This window comes from Ideonella sp. FW305-24 (assembly GCF_058788035.1).
Map to the genome: position 1 here is coordinate 122024 of NZ_JBYTAI010000005.1, position 26932 is coordinate 148955.

The following is a 26932-nucleotide window of genomic DNA, read 5'->3' on the forward strand; positions in this document are numbered from 1 at the left end:
TGGGCTGACCTCCCCGCGCCGCTTGTGGCCGAGCCGATTGAAATACGGTCAGCCAGCGTTTTGCAACATCAGGGGCAGCACCAACACAGCATCTGGTTTGTTCACGGCGGCATCTTGAAGGCCTGCCATTACACAGAGAGCGGCAGCGAAAGGGTGAAGGAGTTCTACTTCCCCGGTGAGTTCTGCTTCCTCTATCTGTCCTGGCTCACCGGCCAGCCTGCCAGCTACCAGATCGAGGCGGCGGAGGACTCGGTTGTCACCGAAATTCCGCTGAGCTGGCTCGATACCAGGGACGCAGAGGCCACAGCACTGCGGTTGCTTCGCATGCAGCTCGCTTTCAAGGAACGCAAGGAGGAAATGTTCCTCCTCCATTCCCCCGCGCAGCGCTACCAATATGTCCTCAAGCACTTCCCCGTGTGGACAAGCCTGCTGAGCCAAAAGCAGCTCGCGGCCTACATCGGCATCACCGAAGTGTCGCTGTCGCGGATACGCGGCAGACTTAACAAACGTTAATGGCAGCCTCCGTCGATGCGACGAGGATGAGGCTCCCCAACCTGCCATTGGCGCTGTCCGTGAAGCTGTATTTCATTCTTGCTCAAGGCCTTGCGGCGGTTTCGTTTCTGCTGGACCTTGCGTCGTTCCAGATTCGCCGAAAGGAACTGGTACTCGCGGCTCTGAGCGCTTCGACATGTCTGCTTGCCGCTCAGTATGCGTTGCTCGATGCCTGGGCGTCGGCGGCCATGATGCTGTTGGCAAGCCTGCGATTCCTCGTGAGCAGCGTAACCCGCTCACCACGCGTCGAGCAGATCTTCCTTTTCACCGCCACGGCGGTATTCGTTGCGCTTCCCCTCTCCGCAGCGAGCTGCTTGGCATGGCTTGGAAACTGCATCCAAACGCATGCGGCTTTCAACGCATCGGACCGCCGGATGCGACTACAGATGATGCTCGGGTCGGGACTTTGGATTGCGCACAACGTGCACATCGACGCTTGGGTGAGTGTTCTGGCCGAGGCAGGTTTCCTGCTCAGCAATTGCGTGGGCTACTACCGCTTCCACATGGCCGCTCGGGCGCCCGAAACGACTTCGGGCGCTCCAGCGACCTGAAGCGCCCGAATCGAGCCGAGAGTCCGGGTCAATCGCGCTTGTCCTCGCGGTACAAGACCATCCCTGCGTGGTGAAGAACGCCATCGCGGAACTCCCCGTCGGCGGTGAAGCCGGTGTCGTCGACGTAGTCGATGTGGTTGCCCGTGACGCGGTAGCGACCTTGGTACGCGCTCTGCCTCTTTCCACGGGCCTCGTCGTAACGACCATTCGAAAGAAGTTCATGCCGGATGTAGCCGTCCGCGGTGACCCACATGCCCGCGTAGGGGTGGCTGTCGTGACGCTCGGTCTTGGCGGAATGGCTTTGCGTGGCTGTCGTGCTCATGGTTGATCCTGTGCTTTGGGGTTCAGAACTGTTGCCCCGGGCGGCCCATGCGGCATCCGGTGCGGCCCACATCACCGCCGAAGCAACGGAAAGCAGGACCGTGATTCCGTAAGTTGAGGTTTCTCGCTTCATCGCATCTCTCCAACGATTCGTTGCGTGGGATGAGAAGAAGTCTAGGAAGCGAGGCACGATGACATTGGCCGGATTGGCTTGCCAATTTGCCTGTTCCTGCAAACTGCGTGGCTTTGCGATGACGGGCCCAAAAGGTCACTTGTCTATTTCTCGCGGATGCTTGCACTCGGCGCTTGCGAAGACCCACGATGCGCCCAAATCAGTGCGCAGAGTTCTAAGCTGGCGCCATGTCCAGCAACACCGCAACTTCCATGCGCCAGGAACGCCAAGATTCGGTCCTGCAGGTCATGTTGCGCAGGGCGGAACTTGCAGCGTGCATCAAGCGGCACGCACCTCGTGAAGGCGTCTTCTTCACGAAAGTCCCTCGCCTGACGCTGATACGCGTGCACCGAGTCGACCACCCGGTTCACGCTGTCCATGAACCTGCTGTGTGCATGCTCGCTCAGGGCAGCAAGCGGCTCCTGCTCGGCGGCGAGGCCTACGTCTACGACCCGAACACGTACCTCGTCGTGTCTCAGCATTTGCCGGTCTCCGGTCAAGTCATCGACGCGACACCCGAGTTGCCGTATCTCACCATCCGGTTGGAATACGACACCAAGGAACTGGCCTCGCTGATGCTTGGCATGGGCATGAAGAGCCAGACCATCAAGCAAGGCGCCTCTCGCGGCATCGTGACCGCCGACGTCACCCCCTCGCTGCTCGACGCCATGGTGCGACTGGTGAGGCTACTGGATACGCCGGAGGACATTAAGCCGTTGGCTCCGCTGACCATTCGCGAAATCTTGTATCGGCTGCTCAGAGGCCCTTGTGGCCACCAACTCGCACAGCTGGCGCTGACGGACAGCGCGAGCCATCGCGTAGCCAGGGCGATCGATTGGCTCCGCGAGAACTACCACGGACCGCTGGAACTGGACAGGATGGCCGAGATGGCCCATCTAAGTGTTTCCGCGCTTCGCACCCATTTCAAGGCAGCCACCGCGATGAGCCCGCTGCAGTATCAGAAGAACCTGAGACTGCAAGAAGCCCGACGCATGCTCATCGCCGAGCGACTGGACGCGGCAAGTGCAGGTCATCGCGTCGGCTACGAGAGCGCTTCTCAATTCAGCCGCGAATACGCCCGCATGTTCGGCGCACCACCAGCCAGGGACGTCAGGCGCTTTCGGGAACACCAAGGCCTCCCTACCCCTTTTGGATGAGAGCGCGTCGTCCTGCTAATGTCGCCAGGCCGGCTTGCCGAGTTTGGCTTGCCCATTCCAGTCGTCGCCCATCCCTGAAAGTCTCCTACACAGCAACGTTCAGCCATGGCTACTCAAGACATCGCTTCAACCGCTGCGGCGCCTCGATTCGCCGCCGTGCCGAACCTCCCGCCGCCCGACGCGGGCCGCATTCGCGAGCTCGCCGGGTTGGTCGAGCGACATGCCCCTCAAGAAGGAATCTGCCCGACATCCATTCCGAGACTGTCGGCCATCAAGCTGTCCGCTCCCAGCGAGGAACTGGTCCACGCATTGCACCAGCCCGCTGTCTGCATCATCGCCCAGGGTGGCAAGCGCGTCATGTTGCGCGATGAGGTCTACACCTACGATGCATCCAGATTCCTGGTGTTCTCCACGGACCTGCCCATCAGCGCCCAGGTCACCCACGCAACGTTCAATGCGCCGTACCTGTGCTTCCGTCTGGACCTGGATCCGGCAGAAGTATCAGAGCTGGTATTGCAACTCGGCCCTCCAGCGGTTCCCCGAGCCAAAACGTCGCGGGGTCTGTTCCTGAGCAAGGTCACGGACGGCATGTTGGACGCAGCCATACGCCTCATGCGGCTGCTCGACTCGCCGGAAGATGCTGCCATGCTGGCGCCGCTGGCGGCCCGTGAACTGGTGTACCGACTGCTGCGCAGCGAACAGGGCGAACGACTGGCCCAAGTGGCAAGAACCGACAGCCACGCCAGCCGGGTGTTGCGCGCCGTTTCCTGGCTCAAATCCAACTTCGCCGAACCGCTGAAGGTAGATGAACTGGCGCGTGATTGCTGCATGAGCACATCGTCGCTGCACCACCATTTTCGTGCGGTGACGTCGATGAGCCCACTTCAGTACCAGAAGCAGCTTCGTTTGCAGGAAGCAAGGCGTCTGCTCCTGAGCGAAGGGATTGAAGTCTCGCGCGCAGGCTACACGGTTGGCTACGAGAGCGCCTCCCAATTCAGTCGTGAGTACAGCCGGCTATTCGGCGTTCCTCCATCCAAGGACGTCTCGCGCCTGCGCGATGCAGACGGCCAATGAACTCGCACAGGGACAAGGAGCAATTCATGTCATCGGACACAACAAGAGACGCTGGCCTGAAAATTCTCAAGACAATCGAAGCAACAGATACGCCGAGCATCATCGCCTCGCTGCGCGACGTGGCGCCGGACCTCGCCGACTTGGCCATCTCGTTTGCATATGGGCAGGTTTACGCGAGGCCCGGCCTGCCGCTCCTGCAGCGCCAGATGGCAACGGTCGCCATGCTCGCAACCGTGGGCAGCCTTGAACCGCAGCTCAAGTTCCACCTGCGGGGCGCTCTGAACGTCGGGGCTTCGGCGGCGCAGTTGGTGGAGGTCATGACCCATCTCGTGGTCTACGCCGGCTTTCCCGCTGCGTTGAACGGCGTGGCTGCGCTCCGCGACATCCTCCAGCCGCCTGAACTGCCAACTGTTCCCGATGCTTCCAAGGCGCCGAGTGACACGCGCTACCAAGCCGGCCTGGCAGCGTTGGAAGCGATTGACGGCTCAGCAGGAGAGAAAGTCATCGCGTCTCTTGCCGCGATTGCGCCCGATCTGGGACGATTCATCATCGAGTTCGCCTTCGGCGACATCTACACGCGTCAGGCCCTGGACCTGCACACACGTGAGCTGGTAACGGTTGCAGCGTTGGCGGCAATGGGCAACGCCAGGCCCCAGCTGAAAGTGCACACCCACGGTTTTCTTAACGTCGGGGGCAGCAGAGAGGAGCTTGTGGAACTGGTCATCCACACAGCCCCGTACGCCGGCTTTCCGCGAGCCATCAACGCTGCACTGGCCGTCCAAGAGGTGCTGGTGGAGCGAAAGGGTGGGGTTCACTGAATCTCGGCGAGGAGCAAGCGCGTTTCCATTTCACGCTGCTCCCTGTATAGAGGCACCTGCAGGACGATGCCATTCCGTTGCGCATGGCGCGGGCAGCGCGCCTGGGATATTTCCGAGCCACGGCCAATTGGCGCCGACATGGAAATGCCTGGCTCGGCGCCCGTTCCCCGCCGCGCAAACTGACCGAAAACTGAAGTGCGAGGAACCATGGACTTCGAACTTGGCACCGCCGAGGCACTCGACGAACGTGTTCCCGGCGAACTGATTGCGACCAGCAAGGGAACGCCATGGCGTGACCTCCTTGTCCAGATGTACACCCGCAGGCCTGTTCAGGACAGTCTCCTGATACCGGCCGTTCCGGAGCCACTCATCGTGTGGGTCGTGTCGGGAACCGCGCTGGTAGAGGAACGACCACTGCAGGGCGAATGGATGGCCAATGAGGTCAGGGAGGGCGACTTCTTCCTTCAAACGTCTCCCCGCCCGTGCGAGCTGCGCTGGCGAACACTCACCCATGAGCCGTTCCGGGTGATGCACGTCTACCTCGGTCTGCCACTCGTTCGCCGGGCCGTCATCGACGTCCTCGGGCCAGAGGCTGGGACCGTGCAGCTACGCGAAATCTCCGGCGGCAGCGATGCCATCATCAGCAATCAATTGCGCATGCTTCGCGACGAGCTTGTTGACAGGCGCACGCCCAGCACGATGCTGGTCCAGGGCCTGGCGAGCAGCCTGGCTGTTCACCTGGTTCGCTCTTATGCGAGCGAGGCGCAGGTTCCGGCGACACCGCATGGGGGCCTCCCAGCATTCAAGATGCACCGCGCTCTTCACGCAATGCAGGAGCGTCTTGACCAAGAGCTTGACCTGAGCCGTCTGGCGCGTGAGGTTCAGCTGAGCGACTCGCACTTCTCTCGCGCCTTCAAAAAGAGCACTGGCTTCTCACCGTCGCAGTACCTCACCCGATTGCGCATGGAACGCGCGCGTCGTCTCTTGAGAGAAACGGACATGCCAATCGTGGAAGTGGGCTTGGAGGTGGGTTACGCCAGTCCAAGCCATTTCGCGCAGGTGTTTCGCAAGGAGGTTGGCGTGCTTCCAAGCGACTATCGAAGCGTTCGCTGAGCCCCCGAGAGCCGACAGCAAAACTTCGATATCGAGAGCAAGACCACGAGCGACCAAGCAAACGTCCATCGGCACCATGGGAACCGTGGCAGCTACGGAAGACAAGCGATTCGTAGCTGCCGCGACCTCCAACCCAACTGCCGAAAGGAACTGTCATGACACTCAATGGAAAAGTCGCTCTGGTCACCGGTGCTTCGAGTGGCATCGGCGCTGCAACGGCCCTGAAGCTGGCTGCCGCTGGCGCCAAGGTCGGCCTGGCCGCCCGTCGCCTGGACCGGCTGAACAAGCTGGTCGACCAAATCAAGACCGCCGGCGGCGAAGCCATCGCCATCCAGATGGACGTGGTGGACCGAGGGTCCGTTGAAGCAGGCGTCAACAAGCTGGTCGAGACCTACGGCGGTCTGGACATCGTCTTCAACAACGCCGGCCTGATGCCCATCTCCGACGTCGAGACACTGAAGGTCGACGAGTGGCACCGCATGGTCGACGTCAACGTCAAGGGTCTGATGAACAGCACCGCGGCGACACTGCCGCAGCTCATCAAGCGCGGCTCTGGTCACTTCGTGAACACGTCGTCCATCGCCGGCCGCAAGGTGTTCCCGGGTCTGGCTGTGTACTGTGCGACGAAGCACGCCGTGTCTGCCTTCACCGAGGCATTGCGCCTGGAAGTTGGCAAGAAGCACAACATCCGCGTCACCAGCATCCAGCCCGGCGCCGTGCACACCGAGCTGTTCAATCACATCACTGACAAGGGCTACCGCGACCAGATGGAGGGCCTGCGCGAGCAGATGTCTTTCCTGAGCAGCGACAACATCGCCGATACGGTGCTGTTCGCCCTGCAGGCTCCGGCGCACGTCGACGTGGCCGAGCTGTTCGTGCTGCCTACCAACCAGCCCTGGTAATCGCAGGAAGCTGGCATCGGAAACACGACCGGCAAGGACTTCGATAAGTTCGAGCACTTTGGACTCACGGCCCAGAGTGCCGACGATGTCGACGCGCCTCTCATCGGGGAGGCATATGCCAACTTCGAGTGCAAGCTGCACGACGGCAGCAAGGTCGGAAGCTTCAACCTCTTCATCTGGGAGATTGTGAAAGCTCACGTCACTGCCAGCCCGGCCCACCCCGAGACCGTTCATCACTTTTGGCCGAAGCCACGGTGCGCCAGCCCGGGCTGGCGTTGTATCGCTGGCTTGAGCGCAGTTGTCCTTCTGGCGGTCAGCTTTTCCTTCAGTGGTGCCCCGGCCATCGGCCAGTCTGTCAGGCAGCTGCCAGCTGCAGCGTGGCTGGCCGATGTGCCGTCTGTCGATTAGCCGAAGAGCTTGACGGCAGTCTTGGCCACCTGCTCGCCCTGGTGACGCGCGCCTGCCAAGTCGATCTCCGTGGGCTGACGGGAGCCGTCGCCGGCAGCCACCGTCGAAGCACCGTATGGTGAGCCGCCAACGATTTCGCTCACGGTCATCTGCCCGGCGTGGCTGTAGGGCAAGCCAACGATGACCATGCCAAAGTGCAAGAGGTTCGTGATGACGGAGAACAGCGTTTGTTCTTGCCCACCGTGCTGAGTGGCTGTCGAGGTGAACGCACCACCCACCTTGCCGTTCAGCGCGCCGCGGGCCCACAGGCCGCCGGTTTGGTCAAGGAACGCAGCCATCTGCGAAGCCATGCGGCCGTAGCGAGTTGGCGTCCCAACGATGATGGCGTCGTACTGCTCCAGCTCAGCCACGGTTGCCACAGCAGCAGCTTGCTCCAGCTTGAAGTGCGCGCCCTTTGCGATTTGCTCAGGGACCGTTTCGGGAACACGCTTGACGTCCACGACCGAAGCTCCGCCAGCGCGGGCCCCTTCGGCGACCGCTTGGGCCAGTTGTTCAACGTGTCCATAGGACGAGTAGTAAAGAACCAGAACCTTGGCCATGCGGCACTCCTGAAAAATTGCGGCGAGATGCCGCGTTGTGAAAAGTCTTCATTGCGGGAGTAGTCAAACAGCCACCGACGGAACCCCTGCCAATTGACGGCCCCGAGTCACTCTGTTCGCCCACGAGAACACGTCTGACACCAGGGATGGGTCACCGTCCGGCTGAGCGTCCAGCAAGTCGGCGCCCAACTTGAGGATGCCGCGCTTGCCCGCCATGGCGACAGCCTGCGTCCGGTTGCTGGCACCAAGCTTCGAGAAGATCGACCTTGCATGCGTCTTCACCGTGCCGTCTGAAATGCCCAATACCCTGGCAATGGCCTTGTTTGACATGCCTCTAGCGAGCAGTTCCAGCAGCGTGGCCTCTCGGCAAGTCAAACCTGGGGCTCCAACGTGCTCCGCCATCACAGACGCCACTGGCGGAGTGATATGCCGACGCCCCGCACCAACACGCAGTACCGCCTGTTGGAGTTCGTCACAAGCAACCGAAAGAAGCAGCAGCCCGCGGGCGCCTTTTCGAATCAGGGCTCGCGCTGCCTGGTCCCCAAAAGAGGAAGCGACAACGATGATTGCAGGCCCCTCCCGGCATGGCAGGAATTGGTCGAGGAGCTCCAAAGCGAGGTCCTGGCTCGTCAGCAAGACGCGGGCAGACAAAAGCTCCTCAGGCACCGGTGTGCCCTGGCCCACACCAGGGCCCCTGAGGTCAAGACCTTGGTGCCCGCTGACCATGGCAGCAAGACCCTGGCGAATCACTTCGGACTCGTGAAGCACGCCAACACTGAGGCGACCTGGAGAATGCAACATATCCCGACTCCTCTGTGAGCGCAGTTCGTCATACCGACTGGGGGAGTGTCGGAGGTGATTCATCGGCAGCCAAGAGCGCCATCGGGTCGCTGTCGGGCAACCCAAATGGGGGGTGTGGTCGCCTGCAGCCCAGGCAGACGCAACTGCAGGCCTTGCCTTGCTCGGCCTTCAATCAGGGCGCAGGTCGAAGGGCCGAGAGGCTAAGCTGTTGATTTGCACGCCAAAAGTCCGCGAACTTGAGGTTGGTCGCGCTCAGCCCGCCTCGCTCATGCGCCAACGGCTCACCCACCGCGCCAGCGCCGAAAACCCCAGATCCGCCACGATGGCCAGCAGGCCGACCAGCATCGCGCCCTGGATCACATACGCCGTGTTGTAGCCGCTCAGGCCGACGATGATCGGTGAGCCCAGGCTTTTGGCGCCGACGGTGGAGGCGATGGCGGCGGTACCGATGTTGATGATGACCGAGGTGCGGATGCCGGCGAGCATGACCGGGAGCGCGAGCGGGAGTTCGACCTGACGCAGCCGCTGCCAGCTGCTCATGCCCAGGCCCTCGGCGGCTTCGCGGGCGCTGGCGGGCACGGCTTCGATGCCAGCGATGGTGTTGCGCACGATGGGCAGCAAGCCGTAGAGCGTCAGCGCAATCAGCGCGGGCGTCTCGCCAAAGCCGATCAGTGGGGCAGCCACGGCCAGCACGGCGACCGGCGGGAAGGTCTGGCCCATCGCGACCAAGGTCTCGACCAGTGGGCGAAATTCGCGCCCCGCCTGGCGGGTGACGAACAGGCCAGCCGAGACGCCGAGCAGCACCGCGATGCCGCTGGACAGGCCGACGATCTGCAGGTGAGCCCAGACCAGTTGCGCGAAGCTGTCCTGCTCGTACAGCGGCCGGTCCAGTGCCGGGAACGTGGCGGCAAACAGCGGCTTGAGCAGCGGCATGCCCCAGGTCAGCGCGAGCAGTGCGGCCAGCGCCCAGGGCAAGGGTTGGCGCAACAGGCGGACCATTGTGCTCAGACGGCGCTGCGCAGCAGGTCGGCGAAATACAGCGTGCCGAGCGGGCGGCCATGTGTGTCCACCACCGGCAGCCGCTCGACACTCCGGGCGACGAAAACCGACAGGGCGTCGCGCAGGCTCAAGGTGGCCGCGATCGGCTCGCCTTCGGCGAGCTCGCCAGGCCGCACACGACCGGCCACGGTTTCCAGGCCCAGCAGCTTGATGCCGATCTCGCCGCGGCCGAGGAAGTCGCGCACGAAATCGTTGGCGGGGCGGCGCAGCAGTTCGGTCGGCGTGCCGGCCTGCACGATGCGGCCCTGGTCCAGCAGCACGATGCGCGTGGCCAGGCCCAGCGCTTCGTCAATGTCGTGCGTCACCAGCACGATGGTCTTGCCGGAGGCGCGGTGGATGCGCGCCATTTCCTGCTGCAGCGCGCCGCGGGTGATCGGGTCCAGCGCGCCAAACGGCTCGTCCATCAGCAGCACTTCCGGGTCTGCAGCCAGCGCGCGAGCCACGCCCACGCGCTGCTGCTGGCCGCCGGAGAGTTGGTGCGGGTAGCGCCCCTGGTACTGATCGGGCGGCAGGCCCAGCAGGCCCAGCAGTTCGGCCACCCGCTGGGCGATGCGCGCCGCCGGCCACTTCAGCAGTTGCGGCACGGTGGCGATGTTCTGCGCCACGGTCCAGTGCGGGAACAGACCGGTGGACTGGATCGCATAGCCCATGCGGCGGCGGATGTCCTCGGGCTTGAAGCTGCGGATCTCCTGGCCCTGGAACAGGATGCGGCCGGCGTCGTGTTCGATCAACCGGTTGATCATCTTCAGCGTGGTCGATTTGCCCGAACCCGAGCCGCCGATCAGCACCGTGAACTCACCGCGTTCAATGCTCAGCGACAGGTCGCGCACCGCCGCCGCGTCGCCAAAGGACTTGCTGACCCCGAGGAACTCGATCATGGCTGGCGCCTTTGTGCCCATTGGGTCAACACCGCGAACAGCGCGTCCACCGCGACTGCCATTGCCACCACCGGCAATACGCCAAGCAGCACCAGGTCCAGCGCGCTGCTGAGCAGGCCCTGGAACATGATGGCGCCCAGCCCGCCGGCGCCGATCAGCGCGGCGACCACGGCCAGGCCGATGGCCTGCACCGTCGTCAGCCGCAAGCCCGAGAGCAGCAGCGGCAGCGCCCGCGGCACCTGCACGCGCCAGAACACCTGGCGCGGCGTGAGCCCCATGCCGGTCGCTGCTTCGACCACCGCTGCCGGCACCTCGCGCAGCCCCGTCAAGGTGCTTTGCACGATGGGCAGCAGCGAATAAAGGGTCAGCGCAATGACCGCCGGCGCCAGGCCGATGCCGCCGATGCCCAGCGCCGGCAGCGCCAAAGCCAGCGCGGCCAGCGGCGCCATCAGCAGGCCGAACAGCGCGATGGACGGCACCGTCTGGATCACGTTCAGCAGCGCAAACAGCGGCGTGCCAAAACGCGGATGCCGATGCGCAGCCACGCCCAGCGGCACGCCGAGCAGCAAGGTGGGCAACAAGGTGACGCCGACGATCTGCGCATGCCGCCACAGCGCCGCGTCGAACACGTCCTGCCGGTTGTCGTATTCCTTGAACAGCGACAGCGCAGCCAACTCGCCCGATGCCGCCAACACGACCACTGGCGCCAGCACCGTGGCCAGCGCCAGCGTGCGGCCCAGTGGGGCGAGCTTCAGCCGCTGCACCGCATCCGCCACGGCCAGCCAGCACAGCACCGTCAACACCCAGAAGCCGCCGCCAAACGAGGTGCGCCCGGCGCTGTTGCCGGCCGCTTCCGCGGCGTCGGCCATTTGCGTCGCATGTGCGCCGGCCAGCCAGACCAGCACGGCCAACAGCGTCGCGGCAGCGGCCGTCACCAGGCCCTGCGTGGCCACCGAAGGCTGCCAAAAGACGGCCAGCGCCAGCAACGCAAAAGGCCCCAAAACCAGCGCCCAGTTCGCGCCATGCAACAGCGTGCGCAACGGCACGCCCACGCCCGACACCAGCCGGTTCGGTGCCTGCGTCAAGAACGCCAAAGAGAGTGCCGCAACCAGACCCGCCAGCACCAACACCAGCAGCACCCGATTGGCCGGGCGCAGGTCCACGCTCACTTGATGAAGCCCTTGGCCTTCAGGTAGGTGGCGGCCACCTTCTTCGCGTCCTGGCCGTCGAGCGCGATCTTGGCGTTCAGCGCCTGCAGCGTGGCACTGTCCAGCGACTGGAAGACCGGTGCCAGCAGCTGGGCGATCTGCGGCTGGCGGGCCAGCACTTCGGCGCGAATAACAGGCGCCGGCGCATAGATCGGCTGCGCCGACTTCGTGTCTTCGAGGATCTGCAGGCCCAGCGCAGCAACCGGCCCGTCGGTGCCGTAGGCCATCGCGGCGTTGACGCCCGAGGTCTGCTCGGCGGCGGCCTTGATGGTCACCGTGGTGTCGCCGCCGGCCAGCGTGAGGATCTGGTCCTGCGCGAGCTTGAAGCCGTAGGTGCCCTGGAAAGCCGGCAGCGCATCGGGCCGCTCGACGAATTCGGCCGAGGCCGCCAGCTTGACCTTGCCGCCGCCGGCCACCCATTTGCCGAAGTCTTCCAGCGACTTCAGCTTGTTCGCCGCCGCCACGTCCTTGCGGATGGCGATCGCCCAGGTGTTGTTGGCCGGCGCCGGCGTGAGCCAGACCAGCTTGTTCTTCTGCTGGTCCAGCGCCTTGACCTGCTCGTAGCCAGCCTTGGCGTTTTTCCAGGCCGGGTTCTTTTCGTCGGAAAAGAAGAAGGCGCCGTTGCCGGTGTACTCGGGGTAGATGTCGACCTCGCCAGCCACCAGCGCGCCGCGCACGATCTTGGTCGCCCCCAGCTGCAGCTTGTTCTGGGTCTTGATGCCGCCTGCTTCCAGCACCTGCAGGATCAGGCTGCCAAGCAGAGAACCTTCGGTGTCGATCTTCGAGGCCACGCGCACCGGCACGCTGGCCTGGGCCAGCGCACCGCCGGCGGCGAGCAGGCAGGCGGCAGCGGTCGCGGCCAGCAGCGCACGGCGGTGGTCATGGAACAAGGTCATGCTGGGCTCTCCTGATTGAAGCCGACCGAGCATGCATCGCCCGGCCGGAATTGCGCGTGGCACCACCCTAGCATGGCATCGCGCAGTTTTTACCGAGGCGCCGTCCTACAACCTGGTGCTGCGACGGACGACGCAGCCGCGCTGGCGCCCCGGTGAGACTGGCTGCATGCTTGCCTCGAACTCGGCTCCGTTCGGCCCGCGTGGTTTTTGCGTGCTGACGATCAACATCCACAAGGGCTTCAGCAGCCTGAACCGCCGCTTCGTGCTGCCCGCGCTGCGCGACGCGATGCGCGCGGTGGGGGCCGACGTGGTGCTGTTGCAAGAGGTGCATGGCCGGCATGCCGGCCACGGCGCCCGCGTGGCCGACTGGCCCAGCGCGCCGCACTATGAATTTCTGGCCGACACCGTGTGGCACCAGCATGCCTATGGCCGCAACGCGGTCTACACCGAGGGCGACCACGGCAATGCGGTGCTGTCCAAGTTCCCCATCGTGCGCTGGCACAACCATGACATGCCGCACGAAGGCGAAACGCAGGCGCCCGAGGCGCGTGGCCTGCTGCACTGCGTGCTGGACTTGCCCGGCCAGACGCAGGTGCACGTGATCTGCGTGCACCTGGGCTTGCGCGAGCGCGATCGCCAGCAGCAGATCCAGCGCCTGGGCCAGGTCATGTCGCAGCAGGTACCCGAAGGCGCACCGCTGATCGTGGCCGGCGACTTCAACGACTGGCGCGGCCTGGCGCATGCGCCGCTGATGAAGCTGGGCCTGCGCGAGGTGCATGCCAACGTGCCCGGCGGCATGCCACGCACCTTCCCTGCCCGCCTGCCGCTGCTGCGGCTGGACCGCATCTACGTGCGCGGCATGCGCAGGCAGGCGCCGCTGCGGCTGCCGCGCCGGCCCTGGGCCAACCTCTCTGACCATGCGCCGCTGGCGGCGCACATCGAGCCATGAAGACCTTCGACCACGTTCATGCGGGCCAGGCGCCGGACCGCGTTCAAGAAGCCGACGGACTCGTCAGCCGAGCGGCTGCCATGCAGCGCCTGGAGTGGACCGACGGCAACCAGATCCGCCTGCTGGAAAATGGCGAGGCGTATTACCCGGCCGTCTTCGAGGCGATTGCCCGGGCGCAACAGGAGGTGCGGCTGGAGACCTTCATCCTGTTCGAGGACAAGGTGGGCCTGCAGTTGCGAGAAGCCTTGGTCGCTGCGGCCAACCGCGGCGTGAAAGTGAACCTGCTGATCGACGGCTGGGGCTCGCCGGACCTGTCGCCCAACTACGTCGACTCGCTGGTCACGGCTGGCGTGCAGCTGCACTTCTTCAAGCCCGTCAAACGCTTGCTGGGCCAGCGCCTGAACCTGTTCCGGCGCATGCACCGCAAGATCGTCGTCGTCGACGGCCGCATTGGCTTCATCGGCGGCATCAACTTTTCGCTGGACCACCTGGCCGAATTCGGCCAGCAGGCCAAGCAGGACTATGCGGTGGAGATCCGCGGGCCGCTGGTCGAGAAGCTGCGCGAGCTGACGCGCGCCAGCCTGAAGCCGCCTGCGGTGGCGCAGCGCTGGCAGCGCCTGCTGCGCCGCGCGGGCCAGGCGGCAGAGCCGGCCGAGCAAGCCGGCGCGAGGGCGGCGGTGGTGGTGCGCGACAACCATCACCACCGCACTGACATCGAACGCCAGTACCGTCTGGCCATCCGCCAGGCCCGCCACCGCATCGTGATCGCCAACGCCTACTTCTTCCCCGGCTACCGCCTGCTGCGCGAGCTGCGCCGTGCCGCGCAGCGTGGCGTGGACGTGCGGCTGGTCCTGCAGGGCAAGCCGGACATGCCCATCGTCAAGACGGCCGCTTCGCTGCTGCATGGGCACCTGCAACGCGCCGGCGTGCGCATCTTCGAATACTGCGAGCGGCCACTGCACGGCAAGGTGGCCGTGGTGGACGACGAATGGGCTACCGTCGGCTCCAGCAACCTGGACCCGACCAGCCTGGCGTTGAACCTGGAGGCCAATGTGGTCGTGATGGACCGCGACTTCAATGCCACGCTCAGCGAGCGGCTCACCCACCTGATGGCAGAAGCCTGCCACGAGGTGCCACAGGTGCAACTCTCTGCCTGGGGTTCCGCCTGGGCGCAGCTGCGCGGCGCGGTGGTGTTCTTCGCACTGCGGCGCTTTCCGGGCTGGCTGCGCAACGTGCCGGCCGCCGTGCCGGCGATCCAGCCGGCGCGGCCCAGTGCGTCTTGCAGCAGCGGCGACTGTGGTGACGGGGCCATGGCCCGGGCGCAGGTTTCGCCATGACCGTGGCTGCGCCGATGCCGGCACGCCCAGCGACGCCGCTTGTTGTGCCCTGGTACCAGGCGCGCTGGCTGCGCCAGGCGCTGGTGGCGCTGTTCCTTGTCGGGGTGGCGGTCTTGCTGGTGCACGCAGGGCGCAAAGTGCCTTGGGCCGAGGTTGGCAAGGCCTTGCAGGAGACACCGGCTTGGCAGCTGGCGGCGGCGCTGTTGTTCTCCGTTCTCAGCTATTTGGCCTATGCCGGGTTCGACATCCTGGGTCAGCAGGTCACAGGCCACAAGGTCAACCGCCTGGCGGTATTGCGCGTCGCGGCGGTCAGCTTTGCGATCAACCAGAACCTGGGCTACATGGTCGGTGGGCTGGGACTGAGGTTGAACCAATACACCGCGCTGGGCCTGCGACCAGCCGTGATTGCGGCCGTGGCCGGCACCAGCGCGTTGACCAACTGGCTGAGCCACTTCGCACTGTTCGGCGCCTTGCTGGTGTTCGGCACGCAAGCGCTGCCGCACCTGTGGGGCGTGGCATCGGTGGTCTGGCAGATCGCGGGCGGCGCGGCGCTGGCCCTTGTGGTTGCTTATGTGTGGGCCTGCGTGGCATTCAAGCGCCGGCAGTGGCGCTGGCGTTCGCTGGAACTGGACCTGCCAAACGGCCGCATGGCGCTGCTGCAGCTGGCACTGGGCGCGCTGCACTGGGGCTTCACGGCAGCCATCGTCTGGGTCGCCCTGCCGGCGGGGGCCAACTTCACGGCCGTGGCCACCGCACTGCTGCTGGCCGCGGTGGCCGGCGCGCTGGCGCACGTGCCGGCGGGCGTTGGCGTGCTGGAAGCGGTGTTCGTCGCGTTGCTGAGCGACCAATGGCCGGTGCAGCAGATCATTGCCGCGGTGATGGTCTACCGCGCGGTCTACCAGTGGCTGCCGGGCGCGCTGGCCGCGCTGGTGCTGCTGGTGGTGCAGCGGCGCGGCAGGGCGGCGGGCCGGCTGGCCGCGGCACCGAAAGCCTGACGGCCGACGCGCGGCGGAGTTTCACGGGTGGTTCAAGTTGGGGGAAGCCACGCCACATGGTGGTCAACCCGGGCCGAAAGCCTGCTCTTGCTGGGACATAATCGCCGCGCCGTCTTTACCACCCCACAAAGGCACCTGAATGGCTGTACCCAAGCCCGGCGCTCGCGCCACCACTGCCAAAAAGTCAGTGGCCGAAAAGAAATCCAAGCCTGCCGCAGCGAAGCAAGCCGCCGCAGCTGCCCCCAAGCCCAGTCCCAAGGCCGCGGCCCGGCCTGCGCCGAAGCGAGTCGCCAAGCCTGTGCCCAAGGCGCCGGTGAAAGCGGCGGCAAAGCCCGCCCGCAAGCCACGCACCCCTGGCTTGCCGGCGACCCAGGCTGAAGGCCGGGCCAGCACGTCGCTGGTCAAGCGGGCGGTTGACGCACTGCGCCAGCGCATCCTGGCCGTCACCGGTCCGGACGATGCGTTCCTTGGCTCGGAAGAGCAGTTGATCGCCACCTTGGGCGTCAGCCGGCCGACCTTTCGGCAGGCCGCACGCCTGCTGGAGCACGAGGCGCTGCTGAAGATCAAGCGCGGCATTGGGGGCGGCTTTTTCGCCCAGCCACCATCGGTGCAGGCCGTGTCCCGCATGGCGGCAATCTTCCTGAGCTCGCAAGGTGCCACGCTGCAGCAGATTGCCAATGCCACCACGCCGGTGATCGAAGAAGCCGCTGGCGCGCTGGCTGGCACGTCCGACGCTTCGGTGCGCCGACGCCTGGCTGAACACGTGAAGCAACATGCAGGCTTCGAGGCTTCACCCGACGAGGGCCACCGCGTGCAAGCGGTGCTGGCCTTCGACGCCCTGGTCGGCCAACTGAGCGGCAACCCCGCGCTGGCGCTGATGTTGAACCTGCTGCACGGCCTGGTGCGCGACCCGGAGCACGGCCTGTTCCGCGTCACGCCGGCCCGGGCCCGGGCGCATGCCGAATACCAGCAGCAACTGGCAGCGGCAGTGCAGAAGCGCGACGTGGCCACCGCCCGGCAACTGGCCCGCCAGCACAGCGCCTCGCTGAGCAGCGGCCTGCCCAAGGGCACGCTCGCAGCGGCCTGAGGCATCTGCCATGCCCCCGGGGCGGACCGGGCGGCACCCGGCTCGCTACAATCGGCGACTCGCCGGCTGCAGCGAAGCCCCCGTGGGTGGCGCGCTGCGCGCGATACCGCACGGCCCGAGGCTTGCAGCGCTCGGGCCGCTTCCTTTCACAGCCCCTGGATACACACCATGCACCGCTGTGTGACGACGCGCCGTTTGCTGGCGCGCGCCCTGCTGGCCGCCGCGCCGGCCCTGCTCGCCTTTTCCACCCTGGCCACGCTCAGTGCGCCGGCAGCCGCCTGGCAGGCCCGCAATTTCCCCGCCACGGCCCTGCGCGGCGTGCTGGTGGTCACCGCCCCGCCGGAAGCCACGCTGAACGGCCAGGCCACGCGGCTGGCACCCGGCGCCCGCATCCACGGCGCGGACAACCTGCTGCAGATGTCCGGTGCCATCGTGGGCCAGAAGCTGGTCGTCAACTTCACGCTGGACGCGATGGGCCAGCCGCTGGAAATCTGGGTGCTGCGCGACGACGAGGCCAAGATGAGCCCGTGGCCACGCACGCTGGAGCAGGCGCAGACCTGGCGCTTCGACGCCGCCGCCCAGACCTGGACCAAGCCGTGAGCGAACCGATCATGACGAAGAAAGTTTTCATCAGAACCTTCGGCTGCCAGATGAACGAGTACGACTCGGACAAGATGGCCGACGTGCTGCGCGCCGCCGACGGTTACGAGCCGACGCAGGACGTTGAAGAGGCCGATCTGGTGCTGTTCAACACCTGCTCGATCCGCGAGAAGGCGGCCGAGAAGGTGTTCTCCGACCTGGGCCGCGTCAAGCACCTGAAGGAAAAAGGCGTGCTGATCGGCGTGGGCGGCTGCGTGGCCAGCCAGGAAGGCGCGGCCATCATTGACCGCGCGCCGTATGTGGACCTGGTGTTCGGCCCGCAGACGCTGCACCGGCTGCCGCAGATGATTGCCCAGCAAAAGGCGCAGAAGCGCTCGCAGGTCGACATCAGCTTCCCCGAGATCGAGAAGTTCGACCACCTGCCGCCGGCACGGGTCGACGGCGCGACCGCCTTTGTCTCCATCATGGAAGGCTGCTCGAAGTACTGCACCTACTGCGTGGTGCCCTACACCCGCGGCGAGGAAGTCTCGCGGCCGTTCGAGGACGTGCTGACCGAGATCGCCGGGCTGGCGGACCAGGGCGTCAAGGAAGTGACGCTGCTGGGCCAGAACGTCAACGGTTACCGCGGCACCATGGGCGGCACCAGCGAGATTGCCGACTTCGCGCTGCTGCTGGAATACGTGGGCGAGATCCCCGGCATAGCGCGCATCCGCTACACCACCAGCCACCCGAACGAGTTCAGCCAGCGGCTGATCGACGTCTACGCCAAGGTGCCGCAGTTGGTGAACCACCTGCACCTGCCGGTGCAGCATGGCTCGGACCGCATCCTCTCTGCGATGAAGCGCGGCTACACCTCGCTGGAATACAAGAGCGTGATCCGCCGGCTGCGCCTGGTGCGGCCGGACATCCAGCTGTCGACCGACTTCATCGTCGGCTTCCCCGGCGAAACCGAGGAAGACCACGCCAAGTCGATGAAGCTGATCGACGACATCGGTTTCGACGCTTCATTCAGCTTCATCTTCAGCGCCCGCCCCGGCACCCCGGCTGCGGCGCTGCACGACGACACCCCGCACGAAGTGAAGCTGGCCCGGCTGCAGGCGCTGCAGGCCAGGCTGGAAGACAACGTGCGCCGCTACAGTTTGGCGATGCAGGACACCGTACAGCGCATCCTCGTCGAAGGCCGCTCGCGCAAGAGCGCGGCCGAACTGATGGGCCGCACCGAGTGCAACCGCATCGTCAACTTCCCCGGCACGCCACGCTTGATCGGCCAGCTGATCGACGTGCGCATCACGCAGGCGATGCCGCACTCGCTGCGCGCCGAGGTGGTGACGCAGGACAGCGTGACGGCCTGAGCGGCTGTCGCTGGGGAGTGGTTCAATGGGGGCGGACCCAGCCGCGCCACCACAGCGCCAGCGCGGTGGCGGCGACCAGCATCGCATAGGTCGCCATGCGGCCATCCCGACCGAACAGCACCAGGCCAAACAGCAGCACCAGGGCGCCTGCACCCATGGTCCACAGCGCCAGCCGGGCAAACGGCACCCGCCTGAGCGGCCGGTGCCACATCAGCTTGGCCAGCCCGGTGGCGATCAGCCCCACGCCCAGCGCGGGACCGAAGAAATTCAGCAAGTGCCAGATGGCATCCAGAGGGCCCATGGTGACGACGTCCTGCTTTGATTCCCGTCAATTGCGCCACAGCGTCAGCAACCGACCGTATGCTGAGGGCAAGGTAAGGATTTTATAATTCGGTCATGAGTGTATTTGCGCTCGGCTTGAACCATCACACGGCCCCGCTGGATTTGCGGGGCCGATTTGCGTTCGCGCCCGAGCAGCTGACACCCGCGCTGCAGGCGCTGCGCGACCAGTTGCAGCGCTCCGCGCCGGAAACGGCGATCCTGTCGACCTGCAACCGCACTGAAATCTATGTGGCCAGCGGGCCCGAGCGCGCCCGCGAACTGGTGCGCCCGGCGCTGGACTGGCTGGCCCGCCAAGGTGGCGTGGCCGAGCAGCATTTGCAGCAGCACACCTATGTGCTGGAAAACCGAGAAGCGGCGCGGCATGCCTTCCGCGTGGCCTCCGGGCTGGACTCGATGGTGCTGGGCGAGCCGCAGATCCTCGGCCAGATGAAGCAGGCGGTGCGCGGCGCCGACGAAGCCGGCACGCTAGGCACCACGCTGCACCAGCTGTTCCAGCGCTCGTTTTCGGTCGCCAAGGAAGTGCGCACCTCGACCGAAATTGGCACGCACTCCATCAGCATGGCAGCCGCCACGGTGCGCCTGGCCTCGCAGTTGTTCGAGGATCTGGCGAAGATCAAGGTGCTGTTTGTCGGCGCTGGCGAAATGATCGAGCTGGTTGCCACCCATTTCTCGGCCAAGGAGCCGCAGATGATGGCGGTGGCCAACCGCACGCTGGAGCGCGGCGAGAAACTGGCCACCCGCTTCGGCGCGCAGGCCATGCGCCTGGCCGACCTGCCGGCGCGGCTGCATGAATTCGACGCGGTGATCTCCTGCACCGCCAGTTCGCTGCCCATCATCGGGCTGGGCGCGGTGGAGCGGGCACTGAAGGCGCGCCGCCGCCGGCCGATGTTCATGGTGGACCTGGCCGTGCCGCGCGACATCGAACCCGAAGTGGCGCGGCTGTCAGACGTGTACCTCTACACCGTGGACGACCTGACCGCCGCGGTGCAGACCGCCAGCCAGAAGCGGCTGGCTGCCGTCGAGCAGGCCGAGGCCATCATCGATGCCGGCGTGCAGAGCTTTGCCCATTGGCTGGACCAGCGCGCCAGCGTGCCACTGATCCAGGCGCTGAACCGCCAGGCCGACGACTGGCGCGCGGCGGAAATTGGCCGTGCCCGCAAGCTGCTGGCCCGTGGCACCGATGTGGACACGGTGCTGGAAGCGCTGAGCCGCGGCCTGACCCAAAAGATGCTGCACGGCGCGCTGGCCGAGCTGCATGGCAGCGAAGGCGAACAGCGCCACCAGACGGCCGAGATGGTCTCGCGCCTGTTCCTGAGACAGGCGGCGCGCGGCCCTTCGGACGGCGACGACAACGGGCGTTAGCGGCGCTCGCCGCGTGTCGGCCGAACCTTTGGCCTGCCTGCTGGCATCACCGCCAGCCCCCCGCTTCTCCGCACGGCACCTCGCCGTCGCCCTGCTGCCGGCCCCGCGCCGCCTCCCCACATGAACCCCTCGCTGCGCCAGCAATTGCAACGCCTCGCAATGCGCCTGAGCGAACTCGACGCGCTGCTCGCCGACCCGCAGGTCACCGCGGACATGAAGCGCTACCGCACGCTGTCGCGCGAGCAGTCGGACGCGGCGAGCGTCGTCGGCCTGTTCCGCCGCTTCGAGCAGCGCGAGGCCGACCAGGCCGGCGCGCAGGAGCTGCTGGCCGAGGCCGACAAGGCGGGCGACAGCGAGATGGCCGCGATGGCGCGCGAAGAGGCCGCCACAGCCGCAGCCGACCAGGCCGCACTGCTGGCCGAGCTTCAAACCGCCCTGCTGCCCAAGGACCCGGACGACGACCGCAACGCGTTTGTCGAAATCCGCGCCGGCACCGGCGGCGAAGAGTCGGCCCTGTTCGCGGCCGACCTGGCGCGCATGTACCTGCGCTACGCCGAGGCCCAGGGCTGGCGCAGCGAGCTGATGAGCGAGAGCCGCTCGGACCTGGGCGGCTACAAGGAAGTGGTGATCCGGCTCGAAGGCCCGCAGGTCTATGCGCGCATGAAGTTCGAGTCCGGCGGCCACCGGGTGCAGCGCGTGCCGGCGACCGAAACCCAGGGCCGCATCCACACCAGCGCCTGCACCGTGGCCGTGATGCCAGAGCCGGACGAAGCGGCCGAGGTGACGCTGAACCCGGCCGACCTGCGCATCGACACCTTCCGCGCCAGCGGTGCCGGAGGCCAGCACATCAACAAGACCGACAGCGCGATTCGCGTCACGCACATTCCCACCGGGCTGGTCGCCGAATGCCAGGACGACCGCTCGCAGCACCGCAACAAGGCCAAGGCGCTGGCCGTGCTGCAGGCCCGGCTGCAGGACAAGGAGCGCAGCGAGCGCGACGCCAAGGAAGCCGCCACGCGCAAGGCGCTGGTCGGCTCCGGCGACCGCTCAGACCGCATCCGCACCTACAACTTCCCGCAGGGCCGGTTGACGGACCATCGCATCAACCTGACGCTGTACAAGCTGGGCGCGGTGATGGAGGGCGAGTTGGGCGACGTGACCCAGGCGCTGCAGGTGGCGCGGGCGCAGCAGCAGATGGCTGCACTGGAGACCGGCGCGTGAGCGCCACCGTCACCCAAGCCCTGGCCGCGGCCCGCGCCGCCGGCGTGGACCGGCTGGACGCGCAACTGCTGCTGGGCCATGTGCTGCAGAAAGACCGCGGCTGGCTGGTGGCCCACGACCAGGACGTGCTGCCGCCCGACGCGCTGGCCGGCTTCCAGGCCTTGTGGCAGCGCAGCGCCGCCGGCGAACCGACCGCCTACCTGCTGGGCGAGCGGGAGTTCCATGGCCTGACGCTGCAGGTGAGCCCCGCGGTGCTGGTGCCGCGGCCGGACACTGAAACCCTGGTCGACTGGGCGCTCGAACTGCTTGCCGGCGAGCTGGCAGACCGCCCGGTGCCCCAGGTCGTCGACCTGGGCACCGGCAGCGGCGCGATTGCGCTGGCGGTCAAGCACCGCTGGCCGGCGGCGGCGCTGACCGCGCTGGACGCCAGCGAGGCGGCGCTGGCGGTGGCGAGCGCCAATGCCCAGCGGCTGGGCCTGGCCGTTCGCCTGCTGCACAGCAACTGGTGGCAGGCCATCGCCGGCAGCACCTTCGACCTGGCGCTGAGCAACCCCCCCTACATTGCCGGCGACGACCCGCACCTCGCTGCCTTGCAACACGAGCCACGCAGCGCGTTGACGCCAGAAGGCGACGGGCTGGCGGCGATCCGCTCGCTGGTGGCTGACGCGCCGCCGCAGCTTCGCCCCGGCGCGTGGCTGCTGATCGAGCACGGCTGGGACCAGGCCGAGGCGGTACAGGCGCTGCTGCAAGGCGCCGGTTTTGCCCAGATCCAGACGCGGCACGACCTGGCCGGCCACGGCCGCTGCACCGGCGGTCGGCGGCCAGCCACCGGTCAGCCAGCTGGCACGCCATAGCGTGGTGCAGTCCGCACAACAGCGGCAAAACCCGCCTTTTTTCGGGCATTGAATATAGGCAAAGGAGTAGCATCTTTTGCATTGGGACGCGCAGATCCGGAAGCCACCGGGCGAGGCGCGACAACACCACCGGGGGCCGTATGCACACCGTCGACAGCCGCTTTTCCGCGCGCCAGACATTTCGCCATGCCTTGCTGGCCGGCGTGATGGGCGCAGCCACGCTGGCCGCATCGGCGGCCTCGGCCGCGACCGTGGGCGACGGATTGCGCCTGAACGGCGACAGTGCTGCCTGGCCGCAGTGGCAAACCCGGCTGTCCATTGGCGCCCAGCCGCTGGGCCCGGCACCCAACATGCTCGACAGCCGCCTGTCGCTGGGCGCCAGCCTGGCGGGCGACCGTTATTTCGACATTGGCCGCATTGGTGACGGCGGTGGCCTGCGGGCCACTGGTGCCTTGCTGTTCGGCTCGCCTTCGGTGGCCTTGGGAGCACCCGGCGCCTACGGTTCAGGCAGCCTGCTGATGAGCCGCGCCACATTCGGCGGCAGCAACCAAGCCAGCGAAAGCGCGTTGGACACCACCGCCACGCCCTACCTGGGCATGGGCTACACGGCCTGGTGGGCCCGCTCCGGCCTCGGCCTGAGCGCCGACCTGGGCTTGCTGGCCACCCGCAATGCCGGTGGCTCGCGCCGCTTGCTGTCCGGCAACCCCAACAGCGGGCTGGACGACCCCAGCAGGCCTTACCAGCTGGCGCCGGTGCTGCAGGTTCAGCTGTCCTACTCGTTCTGAACTTTCTGCTGCCATTAGGCCACGGGCCGGAACCCCGGCCCGCACGCGCGATCACACCACGCAGGCACCGGCGTGGATGGCTGCTTTTTACCAGGGCGCCACGTCAGGCCATCGCCAGCCTGCGCTGCGCCTGCCTGCCGGCTTGTCGTATAAAGCTGGATGGTGGCATCGACCCTTTTCTCGCCCCGACATTCGCCCCCGATATCTCCCGAAAGCACAGCCATGAGCGACGTTCAGCAACGCATCGACCAACTCGTCAAGAACCACAAGGTGGTCTTGTTCATGAAGGGCACGGCCCAGTTCCCGATGTGCGGCTTCTCCGGCCGCGCCATCCAGATCCTGAAAGCCTGCGGCGCGGGTGACCTGACGACGGTCAACGTGCTGGAGGACGACGCGATCCGCCAGGGCATCAAGGATTACGCCAACTGGCCAACGATTCCGCAGCTGTACGTGAACGGCGAATTCGTCGGCGGCTCGGACATCATGATGGAGATGTACCAGTCCGGCGAACTGCAGCCGATGATCGAAGCCGCGTGACGCTGGCCGAGCCGGCCGCCACGGTGGTCCCGCGCATCGTCGTGGGCATCACCGGCGCTTCGGGCGCGATCTACGGCGTGCGGCTGCTGCAGCGATTGCGCACGCTGGGTGCACGCACGCACCTGGTCGTGACCTCGGCCGGTGTGCTGAACGCGCACCACGAGCTGGACCTGGACCGAAACGCCCTGGAAGCCCTGGCGGACGAGGCGCATCCGCTGGGCGACATCGGTGCCTGCATTGCCAGCGGCAGCCACCCGGTGGACGCGATGGTGATTGCGCCCTGCTCGATGAAGACGCTGGCTTCCGTGGCCCACGGTTTTGGCGACAACCTGCTGACCCGCGCGGCCGACGTGACGCTGAAGGAACGCCGCCGGCTGCTGCTGATGGTGCGCGAAACGCCGTTCAACCTGGCCCACTTGCGCAACATGACGGCAGTGACCGAAATGGGCGCCATCGTGTTCCCACCGCTGCCGGCGTTCTACCACCGGCCACAGTCGATAGCGGAAATGGTGGACGACACGGTGGAGCGGGTGATCGCGCTGCTCGGCGTTGGCAATGCCACGCCCAGGAACTGGAACGGCCTCTGAACCTGGGCCGAAGCTCAGGTGACGACCCACTGCTTGCGGGCGCCGAACACCATGTTCGGATACTCGGGCTGGCCACGGCTGCCGTTGTAGCGGCCCAGCGCGAGGAACAGGTCGCCCTGCTCGCGGTCCAGGTAGTGGCGCAGGATGACGCAGCCAAAGCGCAGGTTGGTCTGCATGTGGAACAGGCGCGAAGCGTCACCGTCGCCGATCAGCCGGGACCAGAAAGGCATGACCTGCATGTAGCCCCGCGCGCCGGCCACGCTGATGGCGTACTTGCGAAAGCCGCTTTCCACCTGCACCAGGCCCAGCACCAGAGAAGGCTCCAGCCCGGCGCGCTTGGCCTCGTACCAGATGGTTTCGAGGAACTCGATGCGCGTCTGGTCCTCGGACTTGCGCTTCTTCAGCCGGTCGCTGTTGGTGCCCAGCCAGCGCAGGTAGACCAGGCGGTCATCGAAGTTGGCAAAGCTGGGCTTGGGCGGCGCCTTGTTGGCAATGGCAGACGACAGCGCGCCGCGTACCGAGTCGATCAGCGGTTCCTCGGCTTGTTTGCCAGCCCAGGCCGGCGAGGCCCAGGGCGCGAGCAACGCAGCACCACCGACTGCCAGGCAGGCCCGCCGGCTGACGGACCGCCCTGCCCCAACAGCGCTCATGCCGACAGGCGCGCCTTCACGACGGCACCCACTTCGGCCACGGCGATCTTCTGCGCCTCTGCGTCGCGCCGGCCCTGTATTTCGAGCAAGCCTTCCTTGAGCCCGCGATCTGACAGCACCACGCGCAAGGGCACGCCAATCAGTTCCCAGTCGGCGAACATCGCGCCAGGGCGCTCGCCGCGGTCGTCCAGCAGCACGTCGATGCCGGCGGCAGTCAACTCTTCATGCAGCGCGTCAGCGGCCGCCTTCACCTCGGCCGAACGGTCATAGCCGATGGGGCAGAGCACGACCTGGAACGGCGCGATGCTGGTCGGCCAGATGATGCCGCGGGCATCGTGGTTCTGCTCGATGGCCGCGCCGAGGATGCGGGTCACGCCAATGCCGTAGCAGCCCATCTGCATCAGCTGCGGCTTGCCGGTTTCGTCCAGGTAGTTGGCGTTCATCGCCTTGGAATACTTGGTGCCAAGGAAGAACACGTGGCCAACCTCGATGCCGCGCTGGATCGCCAGCACGCCCTTGCCGTCAGGAGAAGGGTCGCCTTCGACGACGTTGCGGATGTCGACCACAGCGTCCGGCTCGGGCAGGTCCCGGCCCCAGTTGACGCCGGTGAGGTGGAAGTCGGGTTCGTTGGCACCGCAGACGAAGTCGGCCATGTTGGCCACCGTGCGGTCGGCAATCACCTTGACCGGCTTCCGCAGTCCGACAGGCCCCAGGTAACCGGGCTTGCAGCCGAAGTGTTCCTCGATCTCGGCCAGGGTCGCGAAGCGGAAACCGCCTTTCAGGCCCTCGACCTTGCCGGCCTTGACTTCGTTCATGTCATGGTCACCGCGCAGCAGCAGCAGCCAGACCGTGGTCTTCTTGATGTCGCCGTGCTCGTCCAGTTCGTCGGTCGCCAGCACCAGTGACTTGACGGTCTGCGCCAGCGGCAAGCCCAGCAGCGCGGCCACGTCGGCACAGGTGCTCTTACCAGGCGTGGACGTCTTGGCCATGACGGCACCTGCGGCAGCGCGCACGGACAGCAAAGCCACGCCTTCGGCCAGTTCGATGTTGGCGGCGTAGTCGCTGGTCGGGCAGTAGACGATGGCATCTTCGCCGGTCTCGGCAATCACCTGGAATTCGTGCGACAGGTCGCCGCCGATGGCGCCCGTGTCGGCCGCAACGGCACGGTATTCAAGGCCAAAGCGGTCGAAGATGCGCTTGTAGGCGGCGAACATGGCTTCGTAGCTCCTGGTCGCGCCGGCTTCGTCACGGTCGAAGGAATACGCGTCCTTCATCGTGAACTCGCGGCCACGCATCACGCCAAAGCGCGGCCGGCGCTCGTCGCGGAATTTCGTCTGGATGTGATAGAAATTCCTGGGCAACTGCTTGTAGCTGCGCAGTTCCTGGCGGGCGATGTCGGTCACCACCTCTTCGGAGGTCGGCTGGATGATGAAGTCGCGGTCATGCCGGTCCTTCACCCGCATCAGTTCCGGGCCCATCTTGTCGAAGCGGCCGGTCTCCTGCCACAGCTCGGCCGGCTGCACCACAGGCATCAGCAATTCAACCGCGCCAGCACGGTTCATCTCTTCGCGAATGATGCCCTCGACCTTGCGGATCACCCGCAGGCCCATGGGCATGTAGTTGTAGATGCCGGCGCCGAGGCGCTTGATCATGCCAGCGCGCATCATCAGCTGATGGCTCACGACTTCGGCGTCTGCAGGTGCCTCTTTGAGGGTGGAGATGAAGAACTGGGAGGCTTTCATGGGCGCGACGTTACAGCCTGCAG

30 protein-coding genes are annotated in these 26932 nt (G+C 66.2%); 20 read left to right on the forward strand and 10 right to left on the reverse strand.

Features of this window, described 5'->3' with window-relative positions; all coding sequences use genetic code 11:
• Positions 1-24 precede the first annotated feature (24 nt).
• Together AC3WR5_RS15175 and AC3WR5_RS15180 are read left to right on the forward strand one after the other, a co-directional pair.
• Entirely contained in the window at positions 25-513 is a 489-nt protein-coding gene (locus tag AC3WR5_RS15175) for a Crp/Fnr family transcriptional regulator (protein WP_492485586.1), read from the forward strand.
• Complete coding sequence (locus AC3WR5_RS15180; protein WP_492485587.1) at positions 513-1103, forward strand: YgjV family protein; 591 nt, start codon at positions 513-515, stop codon at positions 1101-1103. Before AC3WR5_RS15175 ends, AC3WR5_RS15180 begins: the two co-directional genes overlap by 1 nt.
• A 28-nt stretch (positions 1104-1131) precedes the next feature.
• Here the strand turns inward: AC3WR5_RS15180 and AC3WR5_RS15185 are convergent, their stop codons facing one another.
• The gene (locus AC3WR5_RS15185; RefSeq protein WP_231010219.1) at positions 1132-1557 is read right to left on the reverse strand and encodes an Atu4866 domain-containing protein; all 426 of its coding nucleotides are present in this window, start codon (positions 1555-1557) and stop codon (positions 1132-1134) included.
• A gap of 227 nt (positions 1558-1784) precedes the next feature.
• On the opposite strand from AC3WR5_RS15185, the gene AC3WR5_RS15190 reads away from it, so the two are divergent.
• The 6 genes from AC3WR5_RS15190 (at position 1785) to AC3WR5_RS15215 (ending at position 7068) form a co-directional block, all read left to right on the forward strand.
• A complete protein-coding gene (locus AC3WR5_RS15190; RefSeq protein WP_492485588.1) occupies positions 1785-2753 on the forward strand; it encodes an AraC family transcriptional regulator in 969 nt (322 codons plus the stop codon).
• Positions 2754-2858: 105 nt separating this feature from the next.
• Complete coding sequence (locus tag AC3WR5_RS15195; RefSeq protein WP_492485589.1) at positions 2859-3827, forward strand: AraC family transcriptional regulator; 969 nt, start codon at positions 2859-2861, stop codon at positions 3825-3827.
• 26 nt (positions 3828-3853) lie between these two features.
• Positions 3854-4645, forward strand: a complete 792-nt coding sequence (locus tag AC3WR5_RS15200) for a carboxymuconolactone decarboxylase family protein (protein ID WP_492485590.1) — start codon at positions 3854-3856, stop codon at positions 4643-4645.
• A gap of 207 nt (positions 4646-4852) precedes the next feature.
• Positions 4853-5758, forward strand: a complete 906-nt coding sequence (locus AC3WR5_RS15205) for a helix-turn-helix domain-containing protein (protein WP_492485591.1) — start codon at positions 4853-4855, stop codon at positions 5756-5758.
• 155 nt (positions 5759-5913) lie between these two features.
• The gene (locus AC3WR5_RS15210) at positions 5914-6660 is read left to right on the forward strand and encodes an SDR family oxidoreductase (RefSeq protein WP_492485592.1); all 747 of its coding nucleotides are present in this window, start codon (positions 5914-5916) and stop codon (positions 6658-6660) included.
• 15 nt (positions 6661-6675) lie between these two features.
• Entirely contained in the window at positions 6676-7068 is a 393-nt protein-coding gene (locus AC3WR5_RS15215) for a flavin reductase family protein (protein WP_492485895.1), read from the forward strand.
• Here the strand turns inward: AC3WR5_RS15215 and wrbA are convergent.
• The 6 genes from wrbA to osmF all read right to left on the reverse strand — a co-directional run bounded on the left by wrbA (position 7065) and on the right by osmF (position 12509).
• Positions 7065-7667, reverse strand: a complete 603-nt coding sequence (wrbA, locus tag AC3WR5_RS15220) for an NAD(P)H:quinone oxidoreductase (RefSeq protein WP_492485593.1) — start codon at positions 7665-7667, stop codon at positions 7065-7067. The genes AC3WR5_RS15215 and wrbA overlap by 4 nt on opposite strands.
• Positions 7668-7730: 63 nt before the next feature.
• The gene (locus AC3WR5_RS15225) at positions 7731-8531 is read right to left on the reverse strand and encodes a response regulator transcription factor (protein WP_492485594.1); all 801 of its coding nucleotides are present in this window, start codon (positions 8529-8531) and stop codon (positions 7731-7733) included.
• Positions 8532-8720: 189 nt separating this feature from the next.
• The gene (locus tag AC3WR5_RS15230) at positions 8721-9455 is read right to left on the reverse strand and encodes an ABC transporter permease (RefSeq protein ID WP_492485595.1); all 735 of its coding nucleotides are present in this window, start codon (positions 9453-9455) and stop codon (positions 8721-8723) included.
• Positions 9456-9472: 17 nt separating this feature from the next.
• Complete coding sequence (locus AC3WR5_RS15235) at positions 9473-10405, reverse strand: ABC transporter ATP-binding protein (protein ID WP_492485596.1); 933 nt, start codon at positions 10403-10405, stop codon at positions 9473-9475.
• On the reverse strand, positions 10402-11574 hold the full coding sequence (locus tag AC3WR5_RS15240; protein WP_492485597.1) for an ABC transporter permease: 1173 nt from the start codon (positions 11572-11574) through the stop codon (positions 10402-10404). The genes AC3WR5_RS15235 and AC3WR5_RS15240 overlap by 4 nt, the downstream gene beginning before the upstream one ends.
• Entirely contained in the window at positions 11571-12509 is a 939-nt protein-coding gene (osmF, locus tag AC3WR5_RS15245; RefSeq protein WP_492485598.1) for a glycine betaine ABC transporter substrate-binding protein OsmF, read from the reverse strand. Before osmF ends, AC3WR5_RS15240 begins: the two co-directional genes overlap by 4 nt.
• Before the next feature lie 166 nt (positions 12510-12675).
• On the opposite strand from osmF, the gene AC3WR5_RS15250 reads away from it, so the two are divergent.
• The 6 genes from AC3WR5_RS15250 to miaB all read left to right on the forward strand — a co-directional run bounded on the left by AC3WR5_RS15250 (position 12676) and on the right by miaB (position 18829).
• Complete coding sequence (locus tag AC3WR5_RS15250) at positions 12676-13458, forward strand: endonuclease/exonuclease/phosphatase family protein (protein WP_492485599.1); 783 nt, start codon at positions 12676-12678, stop codon at positions 13456-13458.
• Positions 13459-13538: 80 nt separating this feature from the next.
• Positions 13539-14795: a cardiolipin synthase ClsB gene (gene clsB, locus AC3WR5_RS15255; protein ID WP_492485896.1), complete on the forward strand. Its 1257-nt coding sequence runs from the start codon at positions 13539-13541 to the stop codon at positions 14793-14795.
• Positions 14792-15790, forward strand: a complete 999-nt coding sequence (locus AC3WR5_RS15260; protein WP_492485600.1) for a lysylphosphatidylglycerol synthase transmembrane domain-containing protein — start codon at positions 14792-14794, stop codon at positions 15788-15790. Before clsB ends, AC3WR5_RS15260 begins: the two co-directional genes overlap by 4 nt.
• Before the next feature lie 139 nt (positions 15791-15929).
• Positions 15930-16877, forward strand: coding sequence for a FadR/GntR family transcriptional regulator (locus AC3WR5_RS15265; RefSeq protein WP_492485601.1), 948 nt, complete (start codon positions 15930-15932; stop codon positions 16875-16877).
• Between the two features lie 168 nt (positions 16878-17045).
• Positions 17046-17477 (forward strand): hypothetical protein, encoded by a 432-nt coding sequence (locus AC3WR5_RS15270; RefSeq protein ID WP_492485602.1) that lies wholly within the window; start codon positions 17046-17048, stop codon positions 17475-17477.
• An 11-nt stretch (positions 17478-17488) separates the two neighbouring features.
• Entirely contained in the window at positions 17489-18829 is a 1341-nt protein-coding gene (gene miaB, locus AC3WR5_RS15275; RefSeq protein ID WP_141290271.1) for a tRNA (N6-isopentenyl adenosine(37)-C2)-methylthiotransferase MiaB, read from the forward strand.
• A 22-nt stretch (positions 18830-18851) separates the two neighbouring features.
• Here miaB and AC3WR5_RS15280 read toward each other — a convergent pair whose 3' ends face one another.
• Positions 18852-19130, reverse strand: coding sequence for a hypothetical protein (locus tag AC3WR5_RS15280; protein ID WP_141290270.1), 279 nt, complete (start codon positions 19128-19130; stop codon positions 18852-18854).
• 95 nt (positions 19131-19225) lie between these two features.
• On the opposite strand from AC3WR5_RS15280, the gene hemA reads away from it, so the two are divergent.
• The 6 genes from hemA (at position 19226) to AC3WR5_RS15310 (ending at position 24517) form a co-directional block, all read left to right on the forward strand.
• Positions 19226-20533: a glutamyl-tRNA reductase gene (gene hemA, locus AC3WR5_RS15285; RefSeq protein WP_492485603.1), complete on the forward strand. Its 1308-nt coding sequence runs from the start codon at positions 19226-19228 to the stop codon at positions 20531-20533.
• Between the two features lie 120 nt (positions 20534-20653).
• Entirely contained in the window at positions 20654-21754 is a 1101-nt protein-coding gene (gene prfA, locus AC3WR5_RS15290; protein ID WP_231010210.1) for a peptide chain release factor 1, read from the forward strand.
• Positions 21751-22608 carry a peptide chain release factor N(5)-glutamine methyltransferase gene (prmC, locus tag AC3WR5_RS15295; protein WP_492485604.1) on the forward strand — a complete coding sequence of 286 codons (858 nt, stop codon included), beginning with the start codon at positions 21751-21753 and terminating at the stop codon, positions 22606-22608. Before prfA ends, prmC begins: the two co-directional genes overlap by 4 nt.
• Positions 22609-22748: 140 nt before the next feature.
• Positions 22749-23393, forward strand: coding sequence for a hypothetical protein (locus AC3WR5_RS15300; protein WP_492485605.1), 645 nt, complete (start codon positions 22749-22751; stop codon positions 23391-23393).
• A 222-nt stretch (positions 23394-23615) separates the two neighbouring features.
• On the forward strand, positions 23616-23930 hold the full coding sequence (gene grxD / locus AC3WR5_RS15305) for a Grx4 family monothiol glutaredoxin (RefSeq protein WP_141285694.1): 315 nt from the start codon (positions 23616-23618) through the stop codon (positions 23928-23930).
• Positions 23927-24517 (forward strand): UbiX family flavin prenyltransferase, encoded by a 591-nt coding sequence (locus AC3WR5_RS15310; RefSeq protein WP_492485606.1) that lies wholly within the window; start codon positions 23927-23929, stop codon positions 24515-24517. The genes grxD and AC3WR5_RS15310 overlap by 4 nt, the downstream gene beginning before the upstream one ends.
• Positions 24518-24531: 14 nt before the next feature.
• Here AC3WR5_RS15310 and AC3WR5_RS15315 read toward each other — a convergent pair whose 3' ends face one another.
• Both AC3WR5_RS15315 and AC3WR5_RS15320 read right to left on the reverse strand, forming a co-directional pair.
• On the reverse strand, positions 24532-25167 hold the full coding sequence (locus AC3WR5_RS15315; protein WP_492485607.1) for a lytic transglycosylase domain-containing protein: 636 nt from the start codon (positions 25165-25167) through the stop codon (positions 24532-24534).
• A complete protein-coding gene (locus AC3WR5_RS15320; RefSeq protein WP_492485608.1) occupies positions 25164-26909 on the reverse strand; it encodes a proline--tRNA ligase in 1746 nt (581 codons plus the stop codon). Before AC3WR5_RS15320 ends, AC3WR5_RS15315 begins: the two co-directional genes overlap by 4 nt.
• Positions 26910-26932 lie beyond the last annotated feature (23 nt).

What these genes read in the sequence shown, in the direction of transcription:
- AC3WR5_RS15280 (WP_141290270.1), bottom strand. Translation starts at nt 19,130, where the DNA reads ATGGGCCCTCTGGATGCCATCTGGCACTTGCTGAATTTCTTCGGTCCC.
- AC3WR5_RS15225 (WP_492485594.1), bottom strand. Translation starts at nt 8,531, where the DNA reads ATGAATCACCTCCGACACTCCCCCAGTCGGTATGACGAACTGCGCTCA.
- AC3WR5_RS15190 (WP_492485588.1), top strand. Translation starts at nt 1,785, where the DNA reads ATGTCCAGCAACACCGCAACTTCCATGCGCCAGGAACGCCAAGATTCG.
- osmF (WP_492485598.1), bottom strand. Translation starts at nt 12,509, where the DNA reads ATGACCTTGTTCCATGACCACCGCCGTGCGCTGCTGGCCGCGACCGCT.
- grxD (WP_141285694.1), top strand. Translation starts at nt 23,616, where the DNA reads ATGAGCGACGTTCAGCAACGCATCGACCAACTCGTCAAGAACCACAAG.
- AC3WR5_RS15265 (WP_492485601.1), top strand. Translation starts at nt 15,930, where the DNA reads ATGGCTGTACCCAAGCCCGGCGCTCGCGCCACCACTGCCAAAAAGTCA.
- AC3WR5_RS15235 (WP_492485596.1), bottom strand. Translation starts at nt 10,405, where the DNA reads ATGATCGAGTTCCTCGGGGTCAGCAAGTCCTTTGGCGACGCGGCGGCG.
- AC3WR5_RS15180 (WP_492485587.1), top strand. Translation starts at nt 513, where the DNA reads ATGGCAGCCTCCGTCGATGCGACGAGGATGAGGCTCCCCAACCTGCCA.
- wrbA (WP_492485593.1), bottom strand. Translation starts at nt 7,667, where the DNA reads ATGGCCAAGGTTCTGGTTCTTTACTACTCGTCCTATGGACACGTTGAA.
- AC3WR5_RS15205 (WP_492485591.1), top strand. Translation starts at nt 4,853, where the DNA reads ATGGACTTCGAACTTGGCACCGCCGAGGCACTCGACGAACGTGTTCCC.
- AC3WR5_RS15185 (WP_231010219.1), bottom strand. Translation starts at nt 1,557, where the DNA reads ATGAAGCGAGAAACCTCAACTTACGGAATCACGGTCCTGCTTTCCGTT.
- prfA (WP_231010210.1), top strand. Translation starts at nt 20,654, where the DNA reads ATGAACCCCTCGCTGCGCCAGCAATTGCAACGCCTCGCAATGCGCCTG.
- AC3WR5_RS15270 (WP_492485602.1), top strand. Translation starts at nt 17,046, where the DNA reads ATGCACCGCTGTGTGACGACGCGCCGTTTGCTGGCGCGCGCCCTGCTG.
- AC3WR5_RS15210 (WP_492485592.1), top strand. Translation starts at nt 5,914, where the DNA reads ATGACACTCAATGGAAAAGTCGCTCTGGTCACCGGTGCTTCGAGTGGC.
- AC3WR5_RS15195 (WP_492485589.1), top strand. Translation starts at nt 2,859, where the DNA reads ATGGCTACTCAAGACATCGCTTCAACCGCTGCGGCGCCTCGATTCGCC.
- AC3WR5_RS15260 (WP_492485600.1), top strand. Translation starts at nt 14,792, where the DNA reads ATGACCGTGGCTGCGCCGATGCCGGCACGCCCAGCGACGCCGCTTGTT.
- AC3WR5_RS15320 (WP_492485608.1), bottom strand. Translation starts at nt 26,909, where the DNA reads ATGAAAGCCTCCCAGTTCTTCATCTCCACCCTCAAAGAGGCACCTGCA.
- miaB (WP_141290271.1), top strand. Translation starts at nt 17,489, where the DNA reads ATGACGAAGAAAGTTTTCATCAGAACCTTCGGCTGCCAGATGAACGAG.
- AC3WR5_RS15315 (WP_492485607.1), bottom strand. Translation starts at nt 25,167, where the DNA reads ATGAGCGCTGTTGGGGCAGGGCGGTCCGTCAGCCGGCGGGCCTGCCTG.
- AC3WR5_RS15250 (WP_492485599.1), top strand. Translation starts at nt 12,676, where the DNA reads ATGCTTGCCTCGAACTCGGCTCCGTTCGGCCCGCGTGGTTTTTGCGTG.
- AC3WR5_RS15300 (WP_492485605.1), top strand. Translation starts at nt 22,749, where the DNA reads ATGCACACCGTCGACAGCCGCTTTTCCGCGCGCCAGACATTTCGCCAT.
- hemA (WP_492485603.1), top strand. Translation starts at nt 19,226, where the DNA reads ATGAGTGTATTTGCGCTCGGCTTGAACCATCACACGGCCCCGCTGGAT.
- clsB (WP_492485896.1), top strand. Translation starts at nt 13,539, where the DNA reads ATGCAGCGCCTGGAGTGGACCGACGGCAACCAGATCCGCCTGCTGGAA.
- AC3WR5_RS15200 (WP_492485590.1), top strand. Translation starts at nt 3,854, where the DNA reads ATGTCATCGGACACAACAAGAGACGCTGGCCTGAAAATTCTCAAGACA.